Raw genomic sequence first — 23,592 nt, 5'->3', positions numbered from 1 at the left:
ATTTCAAATCACAATGCTAAAAATCAGCTCACCTGAGCAGCGTATATTCAATTTCCCCGTTATTACATACCGCTAACAGCACATTATTCGGATCATTTGCTTTAAGGTAGATCTTAGCGTTACTTTCTTGGCTGATAATTTTTGAAATTGGAACGAGTTGGTTTTGGATATAGCCATCTTTATCATTATTTCGTAAATTTCCCAATAGCGAACCATCCCTCGGTATCACTTGATAGCCCGCTTTAAATGGACTTATATCGACTTTTATCCCTCTTTGAGCGTATAGTTTTATTATCCTTTTTTCTTTTGAAGTATCTTCCGGCTTACTCTTAAATACTTTTTCAGATCTCGAAGTATGCTGCTCTCTTTTAGGTGCGGAGCTGTTCCCACACCCACTTAGCACACTGATCATTGTTGCAATAAGTAAAAATATTGACCATTTTTTAGCCATCACTAACCTTCTCACTTAGTCATTTTACGCTGATCCTACTACTTATCGCTGTTAACTACAACTCAATAATTATAGCTATTAAAAAAAGCACCTCAAATTGAAGTGCTTTTAAATGGTCTATTTTCCAGCAGCTGCAGCTACGAAAGCAGCAAATAAACCTTCTGGACGTTGTGGACGGGATAAGAATTCTGGGTGGTATTGCGCAGCCACAAAGAATTTGTTTTCTGGAATTTCCACAACTTCGACTAAATGGTTGTTTGGTGAAGTACCGGCAAAGACTAAGCCTTTTTCAGCCATGATCTCACGGTATTGGTTGTTAAATTCATAACGATGACGGTGACGTTGTTGGATCACGTCTTGGTTACCATAAGCTTCGGCTGTCTTTGTACCCGGTTTTAATTTACATGGGTAAAGACCTAGCCGTTGTGTACCACCCATATCTTGAATTTCAGCTTGATCAGCCATTAGATCGATGATCTTATTCTTAGCATTAGGATCAACTTCTGCTGTGTTGCTATCTTCAAGACCACACACATCGCGGGCAAATTCAATACATGCCATTTGCATTCCTAAGCAGATACCTAAGAATGGCACGTCATTTTCACGAGCATAGCGGATCGATTGGATCATACCTTCAAGGCCACGGTCACCAAAGCCACCTGGCACGATGATCCCATCATAGCTACCTAATTGTTCGGCTACATTTTCAGCAGTCAATTTTTCTGAATCAAAGTAATCGATATTGATCTTAGAATCGATCGCATAACCTGCATGACGCAAGGCTTCGTTGACTGAGATATATGCATCTGGTAATTGAACATACTTACCAACTAAAGCGATCTTAACTTCACCATTTAAGTTACGTACCTTATCAGCTAACTTACTCCAATCAGTCATGTCAGCTTCTGGTGTTTCAAGATGCAACTTCTTACATACGATATCATCCATGTGTTGTGCTTGGAGGTTCAATGGGATCTGATAAAGTGTATCTACGTCCATTGATTCGATCACAGCTTCTGGTTCTACGTCACAGAAGTTAGCGATCTTGTCACGCATACTTTGAGAAATTGGTTTTTCTGTCCGAACGACCAAGATATTTGGTTGGATACCTAAGCCACGTAATTCCTTTACACTGTGTTGTGTTGGCTTGGTCTTCATTTCACCAGCTGCATTCAAGTATGGTACTAAAGTCGTGTGGATGTAAACTACATTTTCACTCCCAACTTCAGACTTCATTTGACGCAACGCTTCAAGGAACGGAAGTGATTCGATATCCCCTACTGTTCCCCCAACTTCTGTGATAACAACATCTGCATCGGTGATCGTACCAGCACGCATGATCTTTTCTTTGATCATATTTGTGATATGTGGGATAACTTGGACCGTTGCGCCTAAGTAATCACCACGACGTTCTTTTTTCAAAACTTCTGAGTAGATCTTACCAGTTGTAACGTTTGAGTATTTGTTCAAATTGATATCAATGAAGCGTTCATAGTGACCGAGATCCAAATCAGTCTCTGTGCCATCATCGGTCACGAAAACTTCACCGTGTTGATAGGGGCTCATCGTCCCTGGGTCAACGTTGATGTATGGATCGAATTTTTGGATCGTAACTTTTAATCCGCGGTTTTTCAATAAACGGCCTAGTGAAGCGGCAACAATACCTTTGCCTAGAGATGAAACAACGCCGCCCGTAACAAAAATATACTTGGTCATTATTAAATGCTCCTTTAATTTAATTTATCAGGGTAGAACTAACAAAAATAACAAGCTCCCTATTCATCTCTTAGAATAGGGAGCTTGCCTTGCCGTACGTCTGACTTCACCTATAAGTGAAGCGCCCATATTGAATTTTACATAAAACACTGCTTGACGTCAAGCACAAAATTATTAATCTTCTAAATCAGCATCTGATAATTCAGTCAACTGACCTTCGATCCCATCTGGAAGATCATCTTCTTCATCTTCTGGATCGTCGATATCGCTTAGATCTTTGCTATAAGCTTTTAATTCGCGATCTTCATCATCATCGTCATCATCGTCATAATCATCATCTAGATCGACATCTTCTGGATCATCATCATTGTAATCGATCACGTCATCATCGTCAGTCGCATCAGCCAAGAAAGCATTGACTTTCTTACGCTTCTTGCGTGGACGAGTTTCTTCTTCGTCTTCAGAGTGAACGAGTGCTTCGTCGATCGATTCAAATGGATACCATGAGCGTAAGCCCCAAAGATTATCCCCTAAAGAGATGAAGCTGCCATCAACATTTAAATCTGTATAAAATTGCGCTAAACGGTCACGGATCTCTTGGTCGCTCTTACCAAGATATTCTTGAATTGCATTTGTTAAGTCAGCAAAGGCCATCACATCACCTTTTTGACTTAAAATTGCGTGTGCAACTTCGACCATTGATAATTCATTGCGGTTAGCATCTTTGAATTTTTCTAGCTCCAAACTGGTACACGTCCTTTCCACAGTTTACTCTTCATCTTACAATATTAAGCCTTGAATTGCAATTCTAATTTGTATTCTCCCAATAATTCTTCACCCGAATATAAGAGATATTCCACCTTTAACTCACCGCTAGTTTCAGCAAGCTGTTCATATCTGTAAGTCGTACACTTGACCGCCAACGGAATGATCCCATAAGCTGTCTTATACTTAGCATTGGTTTGCTGACCCTCAGCTAAATTTAATTGCAAAGCTAACTCCTTTTGGCGTCTAGTCAGCAATAATTCAGCTGGCTTGATCTTTAAAATCGTTTGGGCGCCAGCTTTAGCCTCGGTATACCGCAAATATACCGTTTCTCCCTTACGCGTCAACTCACCCTGTTCGAGCAATTCAAATTTTTCGATCTCACCCGCCTGAGTTTGGACCGTTTTTAATTTTATTTCCACTGGTACCTGCATTGTCAAAACGCTCTACCCCATTTCTAAACATGTACAATTGATCACTCAACGTATATACTTATTATAACAATAATTATTACGAAGGGGGCTTTAAAATCACAACTCGCTATACCTCAAAAATGTTGCCGTTAGAAAAAGTCTTGCGCGACCCGATCCATGACTATATCTATATCAAACACCAAGTCATTCTCGACCTGATCAACACCCGCGAGTTCCAACGTTTGCGTCGGATCAAACAACTGGGAACGACCAATTACACCTTCCATAGTGCCGAGCATTCCCGCTTTACACACTCGGTCGGTGTTTACGAGATCACCCGTCGGATCTGTGATCTATTTGCACGAAACTACGCCACTAAAATATCGGGTGATGGTGGTTGGGATGATAACGAGCGCTTAGTAGCATTATGCGCTGCACTTCTACACGATGTAGGACATGGCGCTTACTCACATACTTTTGAACATATTTTTGAAACCGACCATGAAGAAATGACCCGCACGATCATCACATCAGAAAATACCCAGATCAATGCGGTCTTAAAACAAGTCGCACCTGACTTTCCCGAAAAAGTTGCCAGCGTGATCGCTAAGACTTACCCCAATCTCCAAGTCGTGCAAATGATCTCTAGTCAGATCGACGCTGACCGGATGGATTATCTTTTACGCGATTCGTATTTCACTGGGGCTAACTATGGAACATTTGATCTGACGCGGATCTTACGCGTCATGCGCCCAAGTAAAAATGGGATCGTCTTTGAATACAGCGGGATGCATGCAGTCGAAGATTACATCATCAGTCGCCTTCAAATGTATCAACAAGTCTATTTCCATCCCGTTTCCCGCTCAATGGAAGTTATTCTGGGCCATTTGCTCAAGCGAGCTAAAGACCTCTATTTAGCTGGTAAATTACCAAAAGATTTTGCCGCCGAGCTTTTACAGCCTTTCTTCGAAAAAGATTTTACACTAGCCGATTACTTGCGCCTTGACGATGGGATCTTAAATACTTGCTTTGAAAACTGGCGGACTGCCAAAGATCCGATCCTAAGTGACTTAGCCCAACGTTTCTTAGATCGTCAGCCTTTAAAATCAGTGCGCGTCACAGAAGAACAAGCTGATCTATTACCAAAATTAGCCTCACTCGTGACCAATTCAGGCTATGACGCTAATTACTACACTGCAACTAATGATAGTTTCAACTTACCCTATGCGCTTTATGATTCTAAAGCTAAGATCAATTTGATCCAGCCAAATGGCGACCTAGAAGAACTATCCGAGGTCTCACCTCTAGTCAAGGCTGTGACTGATAAAGAACTGGGTGACGAACGTTTCTTCTTTCCAAAACAAATGTTAGGTACTCCTGAAGACCAACAAGAAGTCTTCCAACCTTACTATCAAGAATTTTCAGAGCACATTAAAAATGACCGGCTCATCTAATGCAGTGGCCAGTGGATAACGAAGGCCCCATCGTGATGCAAAACATCATGATGGGGCCTTCATTGGTTATAGTGTCACAATGACAGCTAAAATTATCATAAAACTCCCTAAAAGCAAGCAATTGAAGCTAAACTTTTTAAAATAGATCGGTGCATTTTTCTTCTCTGAAGCTACCCGCTTGATGTCGATCTTGCGTTTGGCAAATTCTTCATCACTTTCACCCTTGCGTTGGCGTTGGAACCAACCAGCCAACAAGTTAGCGTGTAGTAAAATGTCAAACATCATTAAACACAATAACGCTAATCCACTCATAAATAAAATATCTGAAACTAAAATATGGTTGCTAGTCAAACGCCCAATGATCGTTAAAAGCAACACGATCCCTGCGATCACTAGATCACCTTTGAGCCAAATGTTTTCTTTGACAAATTGCATTCTCTTTTCTCACCCATTATTTATTAATTAAGTTTTTCGTACTGTCCACTGACTTCATTTAACTTTTGTGCCACTCCACTGGTCAGGTCAAATTGATACATACCTTTCAAATTGGAAACTTGCGGATCGCTTGGACTGGTATGTCTGATCTCGATCTGGTAGTGACCATTACCGAGATCTTGAACATAATATTGGTCACCGGCTTCTTGTGGGATCGCAGTCGCCTTACGAAAAGCACTCAAGACATCTTGGTTGCTCATCTTAGCTGACATTGAGGAGACAGCCTCACTTGGAGCACTGGCGATCTCGCTACCAGTTTCTTTTTTATACTCTGAACTCAGTAACTTCGAGCTCCGGGCGTTAGTGTATCCAGCCTTAGACGTTGCGTTATTTGAAGTAGTTACCTCACTTGTACTAGTAGCGGTACTACTTTGTTCAGAGCTAGTCGTCGCTTGTGCCGAAGCGATCTTGGCTTTATAGCCACCTTCTTTTTCTTGTAACATCGCCACAGCTTGATACTTACTAGAAAGCGAATCTAACGCTTGTAAACTACCGCCCGCTGCTTGATAAGCACCAGCTTGATAGTATTGTTCAACTTCATCGGCATAATGTTTAGCCAACTTTACGGCTTGATATTCTTTTTCAAGTTCATTGACTTGTTTGACTAAAGCTGTCGGTGATTCAACTTTCTCTAATTGAGCTAAGTATTTCTCCGCTTCGGTCAACTTAGCTGCGGTCACAGCCTTTTTAGCTGCCAAGAGCGAAGCAAGATCAGCTTTTAATTCCCGCACACGTGCTGGGGCCTGCTTGATATTTTTGATCTTATTCAACTCATCATAAGCTTGCTTATTTTCACCTGATTCCAAATATGAAAGTGCATTTTGATAGCGTTCATTGACTTTGGCTTGAACTGTTTGACTAGTGCTTTCGCTAGTCTTAGTCTCTGTTTGACGATTCGAACAGGCACTCAAGATAAATAGCACACTAAAAAGCAAACAGCCCAACGTTAATATTCTTTGTTTTTTCATAACTATCAGCCGACTATTAAAAAATAGCTTTTCCTTTCCGCTTTAAACAAACAGCATAATGATCTTACAGTTACATTATACCATTTTGCGCACTCATTTATCGATCTGGGCTCGTTTTTCATTGAGCTTTTTCCCGACCAAATACGTTGTGATCCAGATCACCAAGATCACAGCGATTGCTGAATAAAGTACCGCTAAGCATTCTTTGACAAAGATCTTGGAATTTAAGTAATAACTAAAGCCTGCCTCTAATTTGTACAACAAAATAAATAGCGCTAGATCACTGCCAAACATTCCAAAAAATAACGTATTAAACGTCATCCCCATGATCTGAAAGCCGATCGTTTTACCACTTTTGAAGACCTCGGGTAAAGTAATCGTCGGTCTTTGTTCGATCAATTCATTTAACCCACTTGCGACCGCGATCGCAGCTTCTGCAATTGCCCCTAAAGTACTCAAGACTGTTGTGGCAATGATCAACTGCTCGAAATTGACTCCGACCAAAAGATCAAACGCCTCGATCTCTTCGGATTGCTCGTTAGCAAAACCCTTGATCTGAGCGAAATGATCCAGCGGAATGATCAAGATCAGCATCACGATCAACACGATCAACGTCGCCTTAAAAGCAATATTGGCCGTTTTTTCATCCTTATTTCCCATATAGATCGTGATCGCTAGGATACAAACTCCCGCAAAAAAGGCGACCCAGACTGGAGGCAAACCACCCGTGATCAAGATGACTGTTATAAACAAAATGACAAAGTTGAATACGGCACTAAAAAATGCAGTTAGACCAGCTTTACCACCAACAAGTAACATCAAACCTGCTAAAATAAGCGTTAAAATACTAATTGCCGACATTTTACTTCCCCCCTAAAAACTGGGCACTTAAAAAACTAGCTAACGGAACAGTCAAAGCAATCCCGATCCCACTGATCAACGCTTGGACGATCCCTAAAGCCATGGTCCACTCAAACGTATAAGCGATACTGTTACCCGTCTTGAAATATAAGACCGACATCGCAAACGTTTCTGCAAAAAAGATCAGCAACAAAACATTGACTAGTGGTCCCATGACCGAACGTCCGATCACTTGACCCGATTTAAATAATTGTTGTTTCGTCAATTCGGGTTGGCTGCGTTTCATCTCAAAAAGTGTTGAAACGATATCAGTCGCCGCATCCATAACTGCTCCTAACAAACCGATCACTGTCGCCGCTAAGAAAAGTTGCTTAGGTGATTGGGTCGCAAAATCTAAAGCTTCATAGTGCACGCCTTTACTCTTAGTAAAATACAGAACTAAACAGCCAATGATTAGTGCACTAGTCGTCCCGAGAAAGATCGCCAAAAAAGTCACGCTAAATTGCTTGTTTAGCCCGATCACTAACGCCAGAGATAATGCGGTAAAAAGCAAGGCCGCTATTGCAAAAAGCCAAAAGAAGTTCGTCAGATTCAAGAAGACATCTACTTGGACTATCAATAAAAACAAGACGAAATTTAAGATCACGCTCAACAACGAACGTATCCCTTGAAACTGTATCGTTAAATACAGTAAGACTACGACTGCCCAACTCAGCATTATCAAATAGACATCACGTTTATAGTGTGAGATCACGATGTCTTTTTGTCCACGATGTTCATGGATATTGACAAATATTTGTTGCCCTAGATGATATTTTTGATCAAGTCCACCTGATCTTGAATAAGTATTGTTGACTTTAAAACTTTGCCCGCGGTATTTACCATTCAATATCTCTAACGTCAAGGTCTGCTGGGTCGTCTCATCGCTGTTATTATACACATCGGTCGTTTTTTCCGGTGCAGCTTGCTTAACAGCGACCACTTTTCCGATCGGTTGTTGATATAAAAAAGCATCATTGCGCAAAAACAAATATAAACATAGGCCACTGACCAAGATCAAGGCTAGCTTGAGCCATGTTTTGGTGTTGACTTTCATTTTAGTCCCTCCAAAAATCAGTTTATTTAACCATATCACAACTTAGCCTCTAACATGTTAAAATATATCTAAACTTTGAAAAGGATGTGCCCCAATGAAAACGTCTGAACGTGTTTTAGAGTTATTGACAAGAAGTGAAACTTATCTTTCTGGGCAAGAATTAGCTGACCGTTTACAGCTCACCCGAGCCGCGATCTGGAAAGCGATCAAACAACTAAAAGAAGCCGGCTATCAGATCGACAGCAAACCACATGTGGGCTACCGCTACACCGATAGTGATACTTTGAATCAAACGGCGATCTTACAAGCTCTTTCTTCGGACTTAGACCTAGAACTCCAAGTATTTGACTCTCTTCCTTCGACTAATCTCAAAGCCAAAGAACTTGGATTAAACACTACGTTACAAACGCCACTAGTTGTGATCGCCGACCACCAAACAGCTGGCTATGGACGCTATCAACGAGATTTCATCTCACCTAAAAACACAGGGATCTATCTCAGTATCCTCTTAGCCAACAAGAGCACTGATTTTGACCCTGGACTACTTACGACGGCCACTGCCATCGCGGTCACGCGCACCTTAGAGAAAACACTGGCGCTAAAGCCCACGATCAAATGGGTCAACGATGTCTTAGTCGATGATAAGAAGATCTGCGGTATCCTGACCGAAGGGGTCGCTGATCTAGAGACCCAAAGTTTGAGCCAAGTGGTCGTTGGAACTGGGATCAACTTTTTGACCGAGATCTCAACTTTTCCCCCTGAGCTTCAAGCGCGCGTTGGAACTTTAGCCCCCTATGTCAAAAAAAATCGGCTCTCACGTAATCGTTTCATCGCAATTTATCTAAATGAATTCTTCAAAATCTACCAAAATTATACGACTGGTTCTTTTATGGATGAATACCGAGCTCACTGTGAATTGATCGGCAAACATGTCACTATCCAACGCCCGACCGGTACCTTAGAAGCACAAGTGATCGACATCAATGACCACGGTGCCTTAGTCTTAAAGAACGGACAAGTCTTGAATTCTGGTGAAGTTATCAAAGTTAGGAAGGTGTAATAATATGAAGATTATTTTTGTTTGTCTTGGAAATATCTGTCGCTCCCCGATGGCTGAAGCAATGTTTAAAGAGATGATCGCTTCAGCTGGACTGAGTTCTTAGATCCAAGTTGATTCGGCCGCTACAAGCACATACGAGCTCGGATCGCCTCCTGATAGTCGCACGGTCAAAGAACTGGCCAAACACGGGCTACCAGCCACTGGTATGATCGCCCGCCAACTAGATGAAACTGATTTTAACAGTGCTGATCTTATCTTAGTCATGGATAAAAATAACCTGCGGGATGCTAAACGAATGGCACCTGATAAAAAAGCCGCTGATAAGGTCAAATTAGTCTACTCACTAACTCCAGACAAAGAAGATCATGTCGTTGCCGATCCCTGGTATACCGGCGATTTTTCAACGACCTATGCTGATCTAAGTGAGGCTTTACCTCATTGGCTCGAATATCTAAAAAAGAAATTGAAATAGCCAGCTAAATAACGCGAGACCGACCAAGCTGTGTACTTGAGCGGTCCCGCGTTATTTGAACTGTTTTTTTAATATAATTCTTCGACTTGCTTTTGCACTGTTTCGTGACTCAAGAACTCATCGTAGGTCGTATCGAAGCGATCAACTACACCCTTACCTGATACTTCGATGATATGGTCAGCGATCGTTTGGATAAATTGATGGTCATGAGAAGTGAAGATCAACGAACCCTTAAAGTCGATCAACGCATCGTTTAAGGAAGTGATCGATTCCAGATCCAAGTGGTTAGTTGGGTCATCTAATAATAAGACATTCCCCTTTTCGAGCATCATCTTGGATAACATACAACGTACTTTTTCGCCCCCAGATAAGACCTTGATCTGCTTATCGATGTCATCACCTGAGAAGAGCATCTTACCTAAAAAGCCGCGCAAGAAAGTATTGTCGTTTTGTTCCTTATCCGCATATTGGCGCAACCAATCTAAGATCGACAATTCATCATTGTTGAAGTTAGCATCCAAGTCACGTGGCATATAACTTGGGATCGCAGTTTGCCCCCAAGTTACAGAACCAGTGTCTGGTTCCAACTTACCAGCTAAGATCTGCATCAAAGTTGTCGTTGCCAAATCGTTTCTCGAAATGATCGCTGCTTTTTCACCCGGGCGGATCATAAAGCTGACGTTGTCTAAGATCTTGACTCCATCGATCGTCTTGGAAACATTTTCGACCCGAACCAAGTCATTGCCCAATTCACGTTGCATCTCAAATTTAACGAACGGATACTTCCGTGAAGATGGCTTGATGTCATCTAACGTGATCTTTTCTAACTGTTTCTTACGTGAAGTAGCTTGTTTAGACTTAGAAGCATTAGCCGAGAAACGAGCGATAAATTCTTGTAACTCTTTGATCTTTTCTTCTTTTTTGGCATTCGCATTGGCTTGCAATTTAGCAGCTAATTGGCTTGATTCCAACCAAAAATCGTAGTTACCCACATAAAGCTTGATCTTACCAAAATCAACATCACACATTTCCGTGCAGACTTGGTTCAAGAAGTGGCGGTCGTGTGAAACAACGATCACGATCTTAGGATAATCGGCCAAGAAATCCTCCAACCAGCTGATCGTTTGCACATCTAGACCGTTCGTTGGTTCGTCGAGTAATAAGATGTCTGGTTCACCGAAAAGTGCTTGAGCTAACAATACCTTGACCTTTTCACTTTCCGATAATTCACTCATCTTTTGGGTGTGCATGCTTTCTGGGATCCCAACTGATTGTAACAATTGAGAGGCATCTGCTTCCGCATTCCAACCGTCCATTTCGGCAAACTGCGCTTCTAGATCGGCTGCCTTTAACCCATCTTCTTCAGTAAAATCAGCTTTGGCATACAAAGCATCTTTTTCTTTCATGATATCATAGAGTTTCTTATGGCCTTGGATCACGGTCTCAAGCACTTCAAATTCTTCAAAACCAAAGTGATTTTGGTTCAAACTAGAGATCCGTTCATTTGGTCCAGTCGTGATCGTCCCTGTCGTTGGTGTCAATTTACCTTCTAATAGTTTTAGGAAAGTCGACTTACCAGCACCATTGGCCCCGATAACGCCATAACAGTTACCTGGTGTAAATTTTAAATTGACGTCATCATAGAGCAAACGTCCTGAGAAGTTCAAACTTACATCGCTTACTGTGATCAATGATATTTCCTCGCATTCTTTAAGTTATAATTTCTATTGTAACATATTACTGCACCAAAAACTCAAAGCTCCGTTGCTAAATTTTGGTGTTTAAGATTTGGAAAAACAACTTTGTCGGCTATCCCGACTATCGTGCCTTGAAAAGCCAAAGCAAAAAGTGTGCCAATATTTATCGCATATAGCTGATGCGTCACTACTAGCGAGATCACGATCGCCACGATCGGTGGTGTAAAAACGATCAATTGAGCTACCGTCGCATTACCATGTAGATATTTGAACCGCACGATCTGCATCAAGTCATCGACTGGATGAAGCATCCAATTGACTCGCTGATAGATTGAAATTGCGACTGCGATCAAGACAACGCCCAAACAATCCAGTATCACTTGCATCCACAGTGGGAGTTGCGTGATGTGTAATTTCAGTAATTGGACTTCAAAAACGCCTACTAACCACGAAAATGGCACCATAAAGAGCAAATTGCCCAAAACTCGTTTGAGATCAAACCGCCTCAAAATGATGATGTTAGTCACGATCACAATGATCCCTGATAAGATCAACATCGCACTCAACGTGATCGGCATGACTTTAGAAAGATTGACAGCCGCTGCGGTCCATAGGGCACTCCCTAAATTGATCGCAACAGTCAAAGCATTGCCTAAGCTATTTAAAAAGATCGAAAAAATAAAGTAGACTAATAATTGCGTCTTACTTAGCGTCTGTGTTGCTTGCATTTCCTACCCCCTGTTACTATCAGAGTAGGTCAGTATTTAAACTATGTCAACTCGTATAGCTACCGTTTTTCTACGCACTGAGATAAATTAGTGCTACAATTGATTTGTAGTTGAAACCATATGAAAGGCGTGAATTTTATGAGTGAAAATATCTTCTTTAATCCTGGTGACTCGATCGCTAGTGATTTTGACTTTGAAAATGCCTATGTTGCTGCACAGATCTATCACCACAAGGCTGCTAAACCAGTCTTGATCGCCCAAGAAAAAGATGGCAAGCCGTATTTTATCTTTGACGAAGCAACTGCAATCGCCGAAGAACACGCTAAAGCTAAAGAGTTTTCTGTCGTGAAGCGACTAAAATAAAAACTGTTTTCTTGATACAAAAAATAGGAGAAAGCATCTAGCCGAGCTAGGTTGCTTTCTCCTAATTAGTTTGAGCTATTTTCTCCGGAAACGAGTCGTAAATAATGGACTAACCGGTTTGTTTTCGTGGATCCGCTTGATCGCATCCCCGATAAGTGGCCCAACTGAAACTTGAACTAACTTATCGATCTGTTTTTCTTCTGGAAGTTGGATAGAGTCTGTCACTACCAATTGCTTGATCGGTGATTTTTCGATCCGTTCGATCGCTGGACCTGACAAGACTGGGTGAGTTGCGGAAGCATAAACTTCGATCGCACCTGCATCCATCAATGCTTGAGCAGCTAAAGTGATCGTACCAGCTGTATCGATCATATCATCGATCAAGATACAACGTTTGCCATCAACTGAACCAATGATGTTCATGATCTCAGCAACATTGGCACGCGGACGACGTTTATCGATAATTGCGATCGGTGCTTTCAAGAATTCAGCTAACTTACGTGCACGTGTCACCCCACCATGGTCAGGTGAAACAACAACAGCATCTTTATCCAAACCTTGAGTCAAGAAGTAGTCAGCCAACAATGGAGCACCCATCAAGTGGTCAACTGGAATATCGAAGAAGCCTTGAATTTGAGCAGCGTGCAAGTCTAACATGATCGCGCGGTCTGCCCCAGCTTTTTCAACCATATCTGCAACTAACTTGGCTGTGATCGGTTCACGTGAACGAGCTTTACGATCTTGACGAGCATAGCCGTAATACGGAATAACAACATTGATCGTAGCCGCACTTGCACGACGCAAGGCATCGATCATAATCAAAAGTTCCATCAAATTGTCATTGACCGGTGCTGAAGTCGATTGGATGATAAAAATTTCATCACCACGAATTGATTCTTCGATGTTGATGCGAATTTCACCATCACTAAAACGGTCAACAGAGGTCTTTCCCAAAGGTACGCCAACAGCAGCAGCAATTTTTTCAGCCAAAGGCTTGTTTGAGTTCAAAGCAAAAATTTTGATCTTTGAACTATTATAGTTTTCAGACATAGCATCCTCCAAAACAAATTTATCTAATTATAATACTATTCATTTATTCTACTAAAATCAAGCTTTTTAGAAAGGTTTTTGTATTTGAAATAAACTAAGCCTTATTTTTGCTCTCTGCCGCTGCTTTTGCAACTGGGTAACGATCATAATATCCTGGCTTGTTTACTTGACGTCCACGTGCGATCGCCATATCACGTGAAGCTACATCGTCTGTGATCGTTGAACCCGCTGCCACATAGGCATGGTCTGCGATCTCGACTGGTGCAATAATGTTCGAACCACTTCCGATAAAGGAATACTCGCCCACATTGGTGTGATGTTTGTTTTGACCATCGTAGTTGACAAATACCGTACCACAGCCCACATTGATCTCCTTGCCAAGGGTCGCATCCCCTACGTAAGTTAGATGACCAACTTTAGTATTTTTGCCTAAAGTAGCCTTCTTAACTTCAACAAAGTTACCGATATGCACGCCTTCGCCAATATCAGCTTGTGGTCTCAAATGGCTGTATGGCCCGATATTAGAACCGTTACGCATGATCGCACCTTCAAGGAAAGAAGCTTTCACTTCGATCCCATCTTCTAAAATCGTATCGCGCAATTCAGAATGTGCCCCGATCACACAATCTTCCCCGATAACGGTCTTGCCTTTCAAACTGACCCCCGATTCGATCACGGTGTCAGCTCCGATCTTAACGTCAGCTTCAATATAAGTCGTCGCTGGGTCGATCAAGGTGACCCCATTTTTCATATGCAACTCGTTGATCCGGCGCTGCATGACTTTGGTTGCCTTAGCTAATGCGATCCGGTCATTGACACCCATTGATTCTTCGAATTCATCCATGCAGTAAGCTCCAACTGGGCAACCTTGAGCTTTTAAGATCTCGATCACATCAGGTAGGTAGTATTCGCCTTGAGCATTATCATTTTTCACTTCATGCAAAGTCTCGAATAAGGCTTGGTTATCAAAGCAATAAACACCTGTATTGATCTCATTTACCAAAGCTTCTTCTGGTGTTGCATCTTTTTGTTCAACGATCTTTTCAACTTCATCGCGATGATTTCTGATCACACGCCCATAGCCAAATGGTTCATCAGTTTTAGCTGTCAAAACAGTTGCGACCGCGCCACTTTGTTCGTGTTGTTCAAATAACTTAGCAAATGTTTCCGCTGTAAATAATGGGGTGTCGCCACATGTAACTAAGGTCATTCCTTGTTTGTCACCTAAAAGTTCTTCGGCTTGTAAAACAGCATGCCCTGTTCCCAATTGTTCAGCTTGTAGAGCATATTTTGTGCGTTTTCCTAAAGTTTCTTCAACTTTAGCAGCCCCATGGCCGACGATCGTCACGATCTCATCGATCTGATCTTTTTCGAGTTCAGTCAAGACGTGGTCCACCATCGCCTTACCACAAACCGGATGTAACACTTTGTATAATTTTGATTTCATTCGTGTGCCTTGACCCGCTGCCAAGACAATTGCATATTTTGCTGTCATTTCAGAATTTTGCCTCACTAAAGAGGCATTCCTTTCTCAGAATAATTAGTAAATACTATTTAATGATAAACCACTCCCCCCCTAGTTTCAAGCGTCCAAACCCAACCAAAAAAGCGCTAAACACCTGACTTGATGTTTAGCGCGCAACGGCTTTATTTGTTACCAAATACTTTTTCTAAATAGTTTCCTGGGCTAACAGAGATCGTCTTATCTAAAGTATTGACTTGATCAACTTTTAGCAGCGAAGTGTAGTCATCGACCATGCGTTTTCCATCAAATGAACCTTCAGCAAAAACTGTGATCCCGACTAAGTTTGATTCGAATTCTTCGATCATTGACTTCATCCCGTTGACTGTGCCGCCACCTTTCATGAAATCATCGACGACCAAAACATTCGAACCGCGCTTAAGACTACGCTTGGACAATTCCATCTTTTCGATCCGTTCGCTTGAACCAGATACATAGTTGACCGAAACCGTCGAGCCTTCAGTGATCTTAGAATCACGACGTACGATCACAAATGGTACATTCAAGTAGCTGGAAACACTTTGAGCGATCGGGACCCCTTTAGTTGCCACTGTCATCACCGCATCGATCTGCTTATCGATATATTGGCGTGCGATCACGCGCCCAACTTTACGCAATACATCAGGTCGACCTAAAAGATCAGACAAGTATACATATCCTCCCGGCAAAAGGCGATCTTGTTCTGAAAGTTCAGTTGTCATTTCTTCAATAAATTCACGTGCTTCATATTCTTCCATTGAAGGAATAAAGCGCGCACCACCTGCAGCACCTGGGATCGTCTCTAAAATACCGATCCCACGTAATTTGAAAGTCCGCTTAATAATGGCAAGATCTTCGCTGATCGAAGACTTCGCTGATTCATAGCGTTCAGCAAAAAAGGTCAGCGAGATCAATGTATGCGGTGATTCTAGGAGATATCTCGTCATATCGATCAATCGATCACTTCTTCTGGTTTTCAAATTTATTCCTCCAATGTTTTTGAAATTTTAGTTACATTATACGTTATCAAACGGATTTTTCCTAGTTTTTAAGCTTTAAATAATTTTAAAGTTCGTTTTTTAGGCAATAAATCCCGATCAAAAATTGTTTTATCGGAGATTTTCTCTTCTTCTGATTAACGTTCGGTTCTGAAACAAACTATTATAGATTATCACTGTCACCGGCTAGCGTCAACACTTTTTTAAAAATTTACTTCAGGATAAATATATAACTTTTTATGTATAAAAATTATATAAACCAAATTTTATATGAATAAATATTAGTTTTTAGTTGAATTATTTGCATAAAAATTGTATGATAACCTCAACAAATGCATAAAGGAGTTTTTAAAATGACAAATAAAAAGGTTGTGCTCGCATATTCTGGTGGTTTAGATACTTCAGTTGAGATCGCTTGGCTCAAAAACAAAGGCTACGATGTGATCGCTTGTTGCATTGATGTCGGCGAAGGAAAAGACCTGACTGCTATCCAAGCAAAAGGACTAGCGGTAGGTGCAGTTGAATCCTTGGTCATCGATGCTAAAGAAGAATTCGCTAGTCAATATTGTTTAACAGCGCTGCAAGCTCACACATATTATGAACAAAAATATCCGCTCGTTTCAGCGCTCTCACGTCCTTTGATCGTTAAACATCTAGTCAAGATCGCTAAAGACTACGGTGCTTGTGCGATCGCGCATGGTTGTACCGGTAAAGGCAATGACCAAGTCCGGTTTGAAGTTGGGATCCATGCTCTAGCTCCGGAAATGTTGATCGAAGACCCGATCAGAGATAACCATTGGTCTAGAGAAGAAGAGATCGACTATGCTCTTCAAAATAACATCCCCGTGCCGATCAACAAAAAGAGCCCTTATTCGGTCGACGAAAACCTATGGGGCCGGGCAAATGAATGTGGTATTTTAGAAGATCCTTGGCAAAGTGCTCCAGCTGATGCCTATGCTCGGACTTTACCTTTAGAGCAAACACCTGACGTTCCCAGTGTGATCGAGCTTGAATTTGAACAAGGTGTCCCCGTCAAATTAGATGGAGAAAAACTTAACTTAGCTGATCTGATCCTAAAACTTGATAAATTGGCTGGCCAACACGGGATCGGACGGATCGATCACGTCGAGAATCGGTTAGTCGGGATCAAATCCCGTGAGATCTATGAGTGTCCAGCAGCTACCGTCTTGATGGCAGCCCATAAGGACCTCGAAGATATCACGCTTGAAAAAGAAGTTGCTCATTTTAAGTCTGTGATCGAACAAAAACTCAGTGAGTTGATCTACAACGGGTTGTGGTTCTCACCGTTGATGCCCGCCCTCCAAGCTTTCTTAAAGCAGACTCAGACTAATGTTACTGGTGTTGTTCGGGTCAAATTATTCAAGGGTAACGTCATTTGTGAAGGTCGGAGATCGCCTAATTCCTTATATGATGAAAAACTAGCGACCTACACCGCGGCTGATCAATTCGATCAAGAAGCTGCCAGTGGTTTCATCAAACTATTCGGTCTTCCAACTCAAGTCTATGCCCAAGTTCAACAAAAAAATGGAGGAGATAGCCATGAGTGATAAGTTATGGGGCGGACGTTTCGAAGCGTCTCCCGACCAATTCGTTGATGAATTTGGGGCTTCGATCAGTTTTGATCAGTTACTAGCCCACGAAGATATCCAAGGTTCACTGGCTCATGTCAAAATGCTCAAACACACTAAGATCTTGAGTGCCAGCGAAGCAGATCAGATAATTGCTGGGCTAGAAACGTTAGCGCACAAACTAGCTGCTGGTGAACTTGAATTTTCAGTCGCCAACGAAGATATCCATATGAATTTAGAGGCGCTATTAGCCCAAGAGATCGGTCCAGTTGCGGGGAAACTGCATACTGCCCGGAGCCGAAATGATCAAGTTGCGACCGATCTACATCTTTATCTAAAGAACCGCCTCCCGCAAGTATTGGACGCGATCGCTGAGCTACAAAAAGCGTTATTGCATCAAGCAAAAAAGCATCAAACGACACTGATGCCTGGTTTTACGCACTTACAACATGCACAACCGATCACGTATGCTCACTATTTGATGGCCTACTGGCAAATGTTCAAACGTGACTGGGAGCGCTTTGACTTCAATCAAAAGCACACCGACATCTGTCCTTTGGGAGCAGCAGCTTTAGCAGGAACGACATTTCCGATCGATCGGAAATTTAGCGCCGACCAATTGGGCTTTAGTGAGATCTATGCTAATTCACTAGATGCTGTATCCGATCGTGATTTTGCCTTAGAATTTTTGAGTAACAGCTCGATCTTGATGGTCCACCTTTCCCGCTTTTGTGAGGAACTTATCTTGTGGTGCAGCTATGAATTTGGCTATCTGGAACTATCCGATAAATTCGCTACGGGAAGCTCGATCATGCCCCAAAAGAAAAATCCTGATATGGCTGAGTTGATCCGGGGCAAATCTGGCCGGATCTTTGGCGATCTGATCGGTCTACTGACAGTTTTAAAGGGACTTCCTTTGGCCTATAACAAAGATATGCAAGAAGATAAAGAAGGTGTCTTTGATGCTGTCAAAACGATCATCCCCTGTCTTAAGATCTGCACTCAAATGGTCGAAACATTAAGTGTCAACAAAGCACGGATGGAACAAGTGCTCACGACTGATTTTTCAAACGCTACGGAACTAGCCGACTACTTAGCTAAAAATGGCGTGCCTTTCCGTCAAGCACATGCGATCGCCGGCAAGTTAGTCTTACACGGGATCAAACAGCACCAAACGCTTCAAGATACCGACTTAGCAACTTTCCAGAAATTTTCACCTAAGATCCAAGCCGACGTGTATTCTGCCCTTGATCCCAAAACAGCCATCAAACGGCGCAACTCATATGGTGGAACTGGATTTGCCCAAGTTGAACAGCAGATCGAACTTGCTGAGCAGTTTATGCAAAAATTCGAATAGATCTAACTAGAGGATAGAAATTGAACTTGTGAAATTTTTATCCTTTCTTTTTGTTTGCCCTTACGCTAAACTCAAAGATAATAGCACTAGAAATGAGGTCTTTTATTCGTGAAAATCATCATTGCACCTGATTCTTTCAAAGAAAGCATGACTGCTAGTGAAGCAGCCCAAGCTATCTATGCCGGCTTTAAACCGATCTTTCCCACCGCTACATATGAATTGATCCCACTAGCAGACGGGGGCGAAGGCTTTGTCGATACGATCTTAAATACCGTCCCTGGAAAAATTTATACCTATCAAGTAATGGGGCCAAGAAAGCAATCAGTTACAGCGAAGTTAGCCGTGATCGAGGCGGGCAAAATTGCACTCCTTGAAACGGCAGCAGCTAGCGGCTTACAACTTTGTAACGGCATCAAGGATCCGCTGACGGCTACTAGCTATGGAACAGGTGAATTACTCAAACACGCTTTAGATCTCGGAGTGGAACATATCATCTTAGGTCTTGGTGGCAGTGCGACTAATGATGGTGGTGCGGGCTTACTTCAAGCCTTAGGCGCCAAATTCTATGATCGTTCTCACTATGAATTACCTTTAGGCGGTATCCATCTACAAGCACTCGAGAAAATAGATATCAGCGCCTTAGATCCGCGCTTACAAACAACTAAGATCACCCTTGCTAGTGATGTGGCTTCACCCTTCATTGGACCTAACGGGGCTAGCGTGGTCTTTGGCCCGCAAAAAGGTGCTTCCCCTAACGCTGTGCTCCAACTTGAACAAGCTTTGACTAATTTTTCACAAGTTATCAAAGCTACTTGTGGCCAAGATATCGCCACTACTCCGGGTGCAGGCGCAGCTGGTGGGATCGGTGGGGCATTGCTTGCTTTCACTAACGCTACCTTGACTTCAGGGGTCGAGCTCGCGATCGCTTTGACTGACCTTGAGCAAAAAGCGACTGCAGCTGACATTTTGTTGACCGGCGAAGGCAGTTTAGATAGCCAAACAAAATTGGGAAAGACACCCCTTGGAGTTTTGCGCGCAGTTAGATCTGTTTCACCTGACTGCACCGTGATCGGCTTAGCTGGTAAGGTCGAGGCAGTTGCTGAATTGTATCAATTAGGTTTTGATGCTGTTTTTTCGTGTACTCCTGGTGTCATCAACTTGGAACGAGCCTTAAGATCGGGATCAAAGCATTTAACGCAAACAGCAAATGAAATAGCGCATTTATTGCAAAAATTTGTTTAGAGTGTTTGACTCTTTTAAAATAGCGCGTAGTTCAGTATAATTAAACTAATAATTTCAATGATAGACAGGTGAATCAAATGGAGATATCGGAGAAAGCTCCGGCTAAATTGAACTTCAGCTTAGATACCCCATTTCGTCATCAAAACGGTGAGCCAGAATGGAAAATGGTAATGATCGCAGTTGATTTAGCCGATTACGTACACATCCAGACCCTTCCTAACTCGCATAAGATAACCGTCTCGACCGACTCTGGTTTTTTACCAAGCGATCAACGAAACTTAGCCTATCAAGCCGCTAAGATGTTGCGCGATAAATACCAGATCAAAGAAGGCGTAGCGATCACGATCGATAAAAACATCCCCGTGGCTGCAGGTATGGGTGGGGGATCTTCGGATGCTGCCGCTGTCCTACGTGGCTTAAACAAGTTATGGCAACTTGGGCTCTCACGTGAAGAACTTGCTAAAATTGGGCTAGAGATCGATTCAGATGTTCCGTTTTGCATCTACAGCGAACCAGCCCTTGTGACTGGTAAGGGCGAGATCGTGACCCCGATCGGTCCTTTACCCCCATTAAAGATCATTATCGCTAAACCCCGTGACAGTGTCTCAACACCTAGTATCTTACGCAAGATCAACTATGATAAGATCAAACACCAAGATGTCGATGCTGTCGTTTGTGCGATCAAGGCACAAGATTATGCAGCGATGGTCACTAAGATGGGAAATACTTTAGAACCGATCACTGCTGGACGCCACCCTGAGATCTTGAAGATCAAGGAAAAAATGCTCCAATTTGGCTGTGATGCAGCTCAAATGAGTGGTAGTGGTCCAACAGTTTTTGGGATCTGTCAAAAGGCTTCACGAGCCCAACACATCTACAATAGTTTACGTGGTTTCTGTAAAGAAGTTTACATCGTTAGTCCTTATAATTTAGACCAGCAAACTTGTTTTTAAAAAACTAAGACCAGATAAAGTCCTTAACTGCTTAAGAACTCTATCTGGTCTTAGTTTTTTTAATGATGCCACGCAAGCGGGCGGTTGTTCCACAAGATCTTATCCATCGTATCTAAAACTTTAGCACTTTGATGCAGATCCGTATGATCCGTATTGGTATAAACGGCTTGATAATATTTAGACCAATTAGGATGAATGATATTTTTCAAAAATATTGACTGTACATTGGGTACTGAACCGTCAGTTTTTTCACCATCAACTGACCCCATCAAATTATAAAAATCGATACTAGCTAGCGGATCAAATTCTTTAAATTTCTTCAATAAACGCTGGTAATTTTTATCGGTCGAAACTTTGGCTTGAGCTTTGGCATAGCTCGTATTCTCATCTACGCTTTCATCGATCGGTGTTCCCAGTAAGATCACCTTAGGAAAAGCGATCTCTTTTTGTAACGAACTTGAATCTGCCAAAGCATGTATCAAAGCACTACCCCCCCATGAATGTGCGATCACATTGAGTTTATCGACGTGATAATCGCGGTGCAAGACCGTAAGTACCTGCTGCAACCACTTTGTCTGCGCTTGGTAATCTTTTGTATAATTCCAATCAAAGATCAATTGGATCAAAGCATTTTTCTTGTTAACCACACTACCTTGGACCTTGACCTTACCCGTTGGCGTCACATGGATCGTCATCGTCTTTTGTGCGATATTTTCTTTTTGGTAGTATTTGATCAATTTGCTGTAGGTCCAACCATTGCCACCCCAACCAGGAATTAAAAGCGTTGGAACGTTACTATATGAAATATCAGAACGCAATTGCTCCGTGCGTAATGCTTCACCCGGTGTTCCACGTAAGAGCCATAATTGCAGGCAGATCAACCCGACTAAAACACTTCCTAGAATTGCCCACCATTTTTTCAAGACTGTACTCTCCTTCTTTCTCCTAGTGCATAAATTATAGTCCTTTTGGTTGATTTATGCATCCGTTTTGACTTAACTTTTTTATTTAATAAATTCGATGATCAGACCGGTTCACAAAAATAATACTGCTAATTATAATCAAGATATAAACAAATAATTGGAGAAAAAAATTGAAAAATATTAAGGACTTTACAGTTAAGCACCCATATATTTCAGTACTGATCCTTCAAGCATGCATTATCATCATCTTTGGCACGCTGTGTTTACTATTTCCAACAGTCTTTACAAACGGTATTTATACTACGCTCTTTTCTACTATTTTTATCTTCATCGCTATCAAGATAGGATCAAATAAAAAATAAAGCCCCTTCTATGATCGACACCATAGAAGGAGCTCTATTTAAATCTTATTTTTGCACTGCTAGCAATTCGATTATTTCTTCAGTTGGAATACCAGCAAAATATCGGGTAAGGTCTATCTTGGCCATAGCTTGCCGAATTTCTGCTGGAGCGTATTTTACACCCGCTAAGAGCGCTTCTACGTCACTGACATCCTTTTTACCAAAGAAATCGCCATAGATCTTAACTGAAGTGATCACACCACTATCGATCAAGAAACGCGCATCGATCGTTCCACCAGTGAAACGATGGCGTCTTTGAACTGTAAACTCTGGGGAACGTCCATAGACCCAATCCCAATTTTTATACAGCTCTTGTTCGATCTTAGCAATTTCAGCTTTATCCGTCTCATCTAAATGATATTCAAATTTTTGGGCTTGCTCTAATGAATCTACTTGCCAGATCTTTTTGATCAATTCATCTCGGAAGGCGAAGGTATCTAGTGCTTGATACTGTTTGTCCAAATATGGCTTGATATTTGTTACGTGCGAACGAACTGACTTAACACCTTTTGATTCGATCTTATCTTTAGGTACACGCAACGCATTTTCAACCGCACTCGTATCCACATCAAACATCAAAGTCCCATGTGAGAAAGTTTTGTCGCCCTTCGTATACATTGCATTACCAGAAAATTTCTTGCCTTCGATCACGATATCATTGCGCCCGGTCACTTCAGCTTTGGTAGCCCCCATCTCATGTAGCGCTTTGACGATCGGTTGGACCAATGTCTTAAAATCACCGAATTTTTGATCTTTAGCTGGTACGACAAAGCTAAAGCACATATTGCCTAGGTCTTGATACATCGCACCACCACCGGAAAGGCGACGAGTGATCGTGATCTTGTTATCTTCACAATATTTCTGATTGATCTCTTCCATTGTATTTTGGTTTCGACCTACGATGATACATGGCTTTTCGATATAAAACAGCATAAACGGTGCTTCCAATTTACCACTGTTCATCAAATACTGTTCCGTTGCTAAGTTAGTTCTGATATCATCAGTTTGCATTACTAGATACTGCATTCTTCATCCCTCA

At 41.9% G+C, this 23,592-nt stretch carries 22 protein-coding genes and 1 pseudogene; 8 read left to right on the top strand and 15 right to left on the bottom strand.

All coding sequences use genetic code 11. The features are described from left to right. Positions 1 to 28 precede the first annotated feature (28 nt). The 4 genes from ABT996_RS03480 to ABT996_RS03465 form a co-directional block, all read right to left on the bottom strand. Positions 29 to 451, bottom strand: a complete 423-nt coding sequence (locus ABT996_RS03480; protein ID WP_035447520.1) for a hypothetical protein — start codon at positions 449 to 451, stop codon at positions 29 to 31. Between the two features lie 117 nt (positions 452 to 568). After that, complete coding sequence (pyrG, locus tag ABT996_RS03475; RefSeq protein ID WP_035447521.1) at positions 569 to 2,167, bottom strand: CTP synthase; 1,599 nt, start codon at positions 2,165 to 2,167, stop codon at positions 569 to 571. Positions 2,168 to 2,341: 174 nt separating this feature from the next. Further along, on the bottom strand, positions 2,342 to 2,911 hold the full coding sequence (gene rpoE, locus ABT996_RS03470; RefSeq protein ID WP_010689655.1) for a DNA-directed RNA polymerase subunit delta: 570 nt from the start codon (positions 2,909 to 2,911) through the stop codon (positions 2,342 to 2,344). Positions 2,912 to 2,955: 44 nt separating this feature from the next. Further along, entirely contained in the window at positions 2,956 to 3,366 is a 411-nt protein-coding gene (locus ABT996_RS03465) for a YwiB family protein (protein WP_035447523.1), read from the bottom strand. A 119-nt stretch (positions 3,367 to 3,485) separates the two neighbouring features. Between ABT996_RS03465 and ABT996_RS03460 the strand changes: the two genes are divergently transcribed. Beyond that, complete coding sequence (locus ABT996_RS03460; protein ID WP_035447527.1) at positions 3,486 to 4,799, top strand: HD domain-containing protein; 1,314 nt, start codon at positions 3,486 to 3,488, stop codon at positions 4,797 to 4,799. Positions 4,800 to 4,865: 66 nt separating this feature from the next. Here ABT996_RS03460 and ABT996_RS03455 read toward each other — a convergent pair whose 3' ends face one another. From ABT996_RS03455 to ABT996_RS03440, 4 genes are all read right to left on the bottom strand, one after another. Further along, the gene (locus ABT996_RS03455) at positions 4,866 to 5,234 is read right to left on the bottom strand and encodes a DUF3899 domain-containing protein (RefSeq protein WP_180978427.1); all 369 of its coding nucleotides are present in this window, start codon (positions 5,232 to 5,234) and stop codon (positions 4,866 to 4,868) included. A 23-nt stretch (positions 5,235 to 5,257) separates the two neighbouring features. Then, on the bottom strand, positions 5,258 to 6,262 hold the full coding sequence (locus tag ABT996_RS03450) for a hypothetical protein (protein ID WP_052006334.1): 1,005 nt from the start codon (positions 6,260 to 6,262) through the stop codon (positions 5,258 to 5,260). A 93-nt stretch (positions 6,263 to 6,355) separates the two neighbouring features. After that, entirely contained in the window at positions 6,356 to 7,123 is a 768-nt protein-coding gene (locus ABT996_RS03445) for a YibE/F family protein (protein WP_035447533.1), read from the bottom strand. Between the two features lies 1 nt (position 7,124). After that, complete coding sequence (locus tag ABT996_RS03440; RefSeq protein ID WP_035447536.1) at positions 7,125 to 8,219, bottom strand: YibE/F family protein; 1,095 nt, start codon at positions 8,217 to 8,219, stop codon at positions 7,125 to 7,127. Between the two features lie 94 nt (positions 8,220 to 8,313). On the opposite strand from ABT996_RS03440, the gene ABT996_RS03435 reads away from it, so the two are divergent. Together ABT996_RS03435 and ABT996_RS03430 are read left to right on the top strand one after the other, a co-directional pair. Continuing rightward, on the top strand, positions 8,314 to 9,279 hold the full coding sequence (locus tag ABT996_RS03435) for a biotin--[acetyl-CoA-carboxylase] ligase (RefSeq protein WP_035447539.1): 966 nt from the start codon (positions 8,314 to 8,316) through the stop codon (positions 9,277 to 9,279). Between the two features lie 4 nt (positions 9,280 to 9,283). Then, positions 9,284 to 9,751: pseudogene (locus ABT996_RS03430) on the top strand (low molecular weight protein-tyrosine-phosphatase). A gap of 68 nt (positions 9,752 to 9,819) precedes the next feature. Here the strand turns inward: ABT996_RS03430 and ABT996_RS03425 are convergent. Beyond that, positions 9,820 to 11,442 (bottom strand): ABC-F family ATP-binding cassette domain-containing protein, encoded by a 1,623-nt coding sequence (locus ABT996_RS03425; protein WP_010689671.1) that lies wholly within the window; start codon positions 11,440 to 11,442, stop codon positions 9,820 to 9,822. Positions 11,443 to 11,504: 62 nt separating this feature from the next. After that, positions 11,505 to 12,176, bottom strand: a complete 672-nt coding sequence (locus tag ABT996_RS03420; RefSeq protein WP_035447542.1) for a DUF6198 family protein — start codon at positions 12,174 to 12,176, stop codon at positions 11,505 to 11,507. Positions 12,177 to 12,314: 138 nt separating this feature from the next. Between ABT996_RS03420 and ABT996_RS03415 the strand changes: the two genes are divergently transcribed. Continuing rightward, on the top strand, positions 12,315 to 12,539 hold the full coding sequence (locus tag ABT996_RS03415) for a hypothetical protein (protein WP_035447545.1): 225 nt from the start codon (positions 12,315 to 12,317) through the stop codon (positions 12,537 to 12,539). 75 nt (positions 12,540 to 12,614) lie between these two features. On the opposite strand, the gene ABT996_RS03410 is transcribed toward ABT996_RS03415, so the two are convergent. The 3 genes from ABT996_RS03410 to purR form a co-directional block, all read right to left on the bottom strand. Further along, positions 12,615 to 13,589 (bottom strand): ribose-phosphate diphosphokinase, encoded by a 975-nt coding sequence (locus ABT996_RS03410; protein ID WP_010689673.1) that lies wholly within the window; start codon positions 13,587 to 13,589, stop codon positions 12,615 to 12,617. 94 nt (positions 13,590 to 13,683) lie between these two features. Continuing rightward, positions 13,684 to 15,084: a bifunctional UDP-N-acetylglucosamine diphosphorylase/glucosamine-1-phosphate N-acetyltransferase GlmU gene (gene glmU, locus ABT996_RS03405; RefSeq protein WP_035447548.1), complete on the bottom strand. Its 1,401-nt coding sequence runs from the start codon at positions 15,082 to 15,084 to the stop codon at positions 13,684 to 13,686. A gap of 152 nt (positions 15,085 to 15,236) precedes the next feature. Beyond that, a complete protein-coding gene (purR, locus tag ABT996_RS03400) occupies positions 15,237 to 16,070 on the bottom strand; it encodes a pur operon repressor (protein WP_010689695.1) in 834 nt (277 codons plus the stop codon). A 371-nt stretch (positions 16,071 to 16,441) separates the two neighbouring features. Here purR and ABT996_RS03395 point away from each other — a divergent pair, with 371 nt between their 5' ends. The 4 genes from ABT996_RS03395 to ispE all read left to right on the top strand — a co-directional run bounded on the left by ABT996_RS03395 (position 16,442) and on the right by ispE (position 21,229). Further along, a complete protein-coding gene (locus ABT996_RS03395) occupies positions 16,442 to 17,656 on the top strand; it encodes an argininosuccinate synthase (protein WP_035447550.1) in 1,215 nt (404 codons plus the stop codon). After that, positions 17,649 to 19,034, top strand: a complete 1,386-nt coding sequence (gene argH, locus ABT996_RS03390; RefSeq protein WP_010689698.1) for an argininosuccinate lyase — start codon at positions 17,649 to 17,651, stop codon at positions 19,032 to 19,034. Before ABT996_RS03395 ends, argH begins: the two co-directional genes overlap by 8 nt. A gap of 108 nt (positions 19,035 to 19,142) precedes the next feature. Further along, positions 19,143 to 20,276, top strand: a complete 1,134-nt coding sequence (locus tag ABT996_RS03385; protein WP_035447553.1) for a glycerate kinase — start codon at positions 19,143 to 19,145, stop codon at positions 20,274 to 20,276. Between the two features lie 77 nt (positions 20,277 to 20,353). After that, the gene (gene ispE / locus ABT996_RS03380; RefSeq protein ID WP_010689700.1) at positions 20,354 to 21,229 is read left to right on the top strand and encodes a 4-(cytidine 5'-diphospho)-2-C-methyl-D-erythritol kinase; all 876 of its coding nucleotides are present in this window, start codon (positions 20,354 to 20,356) and stop codon (positions 21,227 to 21,229) included. A 59-nt stretch (positions 21,230 to 21,288) separates the two neighbouring features. On the opposite strand, the gene ABT996_RS03375 is transcribed toward ispE, so the two are convergent. After that, positions 21,289 to 22,152 carry an alpha/beta hydrolase gene (locus ABT996_RS03375; RefSeq protein ID WP_035447556.1) on the bottom strand — a complete coding sequence of 288 codons (864 nt, stop codon included), beginning with the start codon at positions 22,150 to 22,152 and terminating at the stop codon, positions 21,289 to 21,291. Between the two features lie 407 nt (positions 22,153 to 22,559). Next, positions 22,560 to 23,579, bottom strand: coding sequence for a lipoate--protein ligase (lplA, locus tag ABT996_RS03370; RefSeq protein WP_010689703.1), 1,020 nt, complete (start codon positions 23,577 to 23,579; stop codon positions 22,560 to 22,562). Between the last annotated feature and the right edge of the window lie 13 nt (positions 23,580 to 23,592).

It is taken from the genome of Ligilactobacillus sp. RTP31139st1_D10_RTP31139_211217, from assembly GCF_040226755.1.
In the GTDB taxonomy this organism is placed as follows: domain Bacteria; phylum Bacillota; class Bacilli; order Lactobacillales; family Lactobacillaceae; genus Ligilactobacillus; species Ligilactobacillus animalis.
Note: the sequence above shows the minus strand (reverse complement) of the source record. Positions and strands in the feature narration are given on the sequence as shown.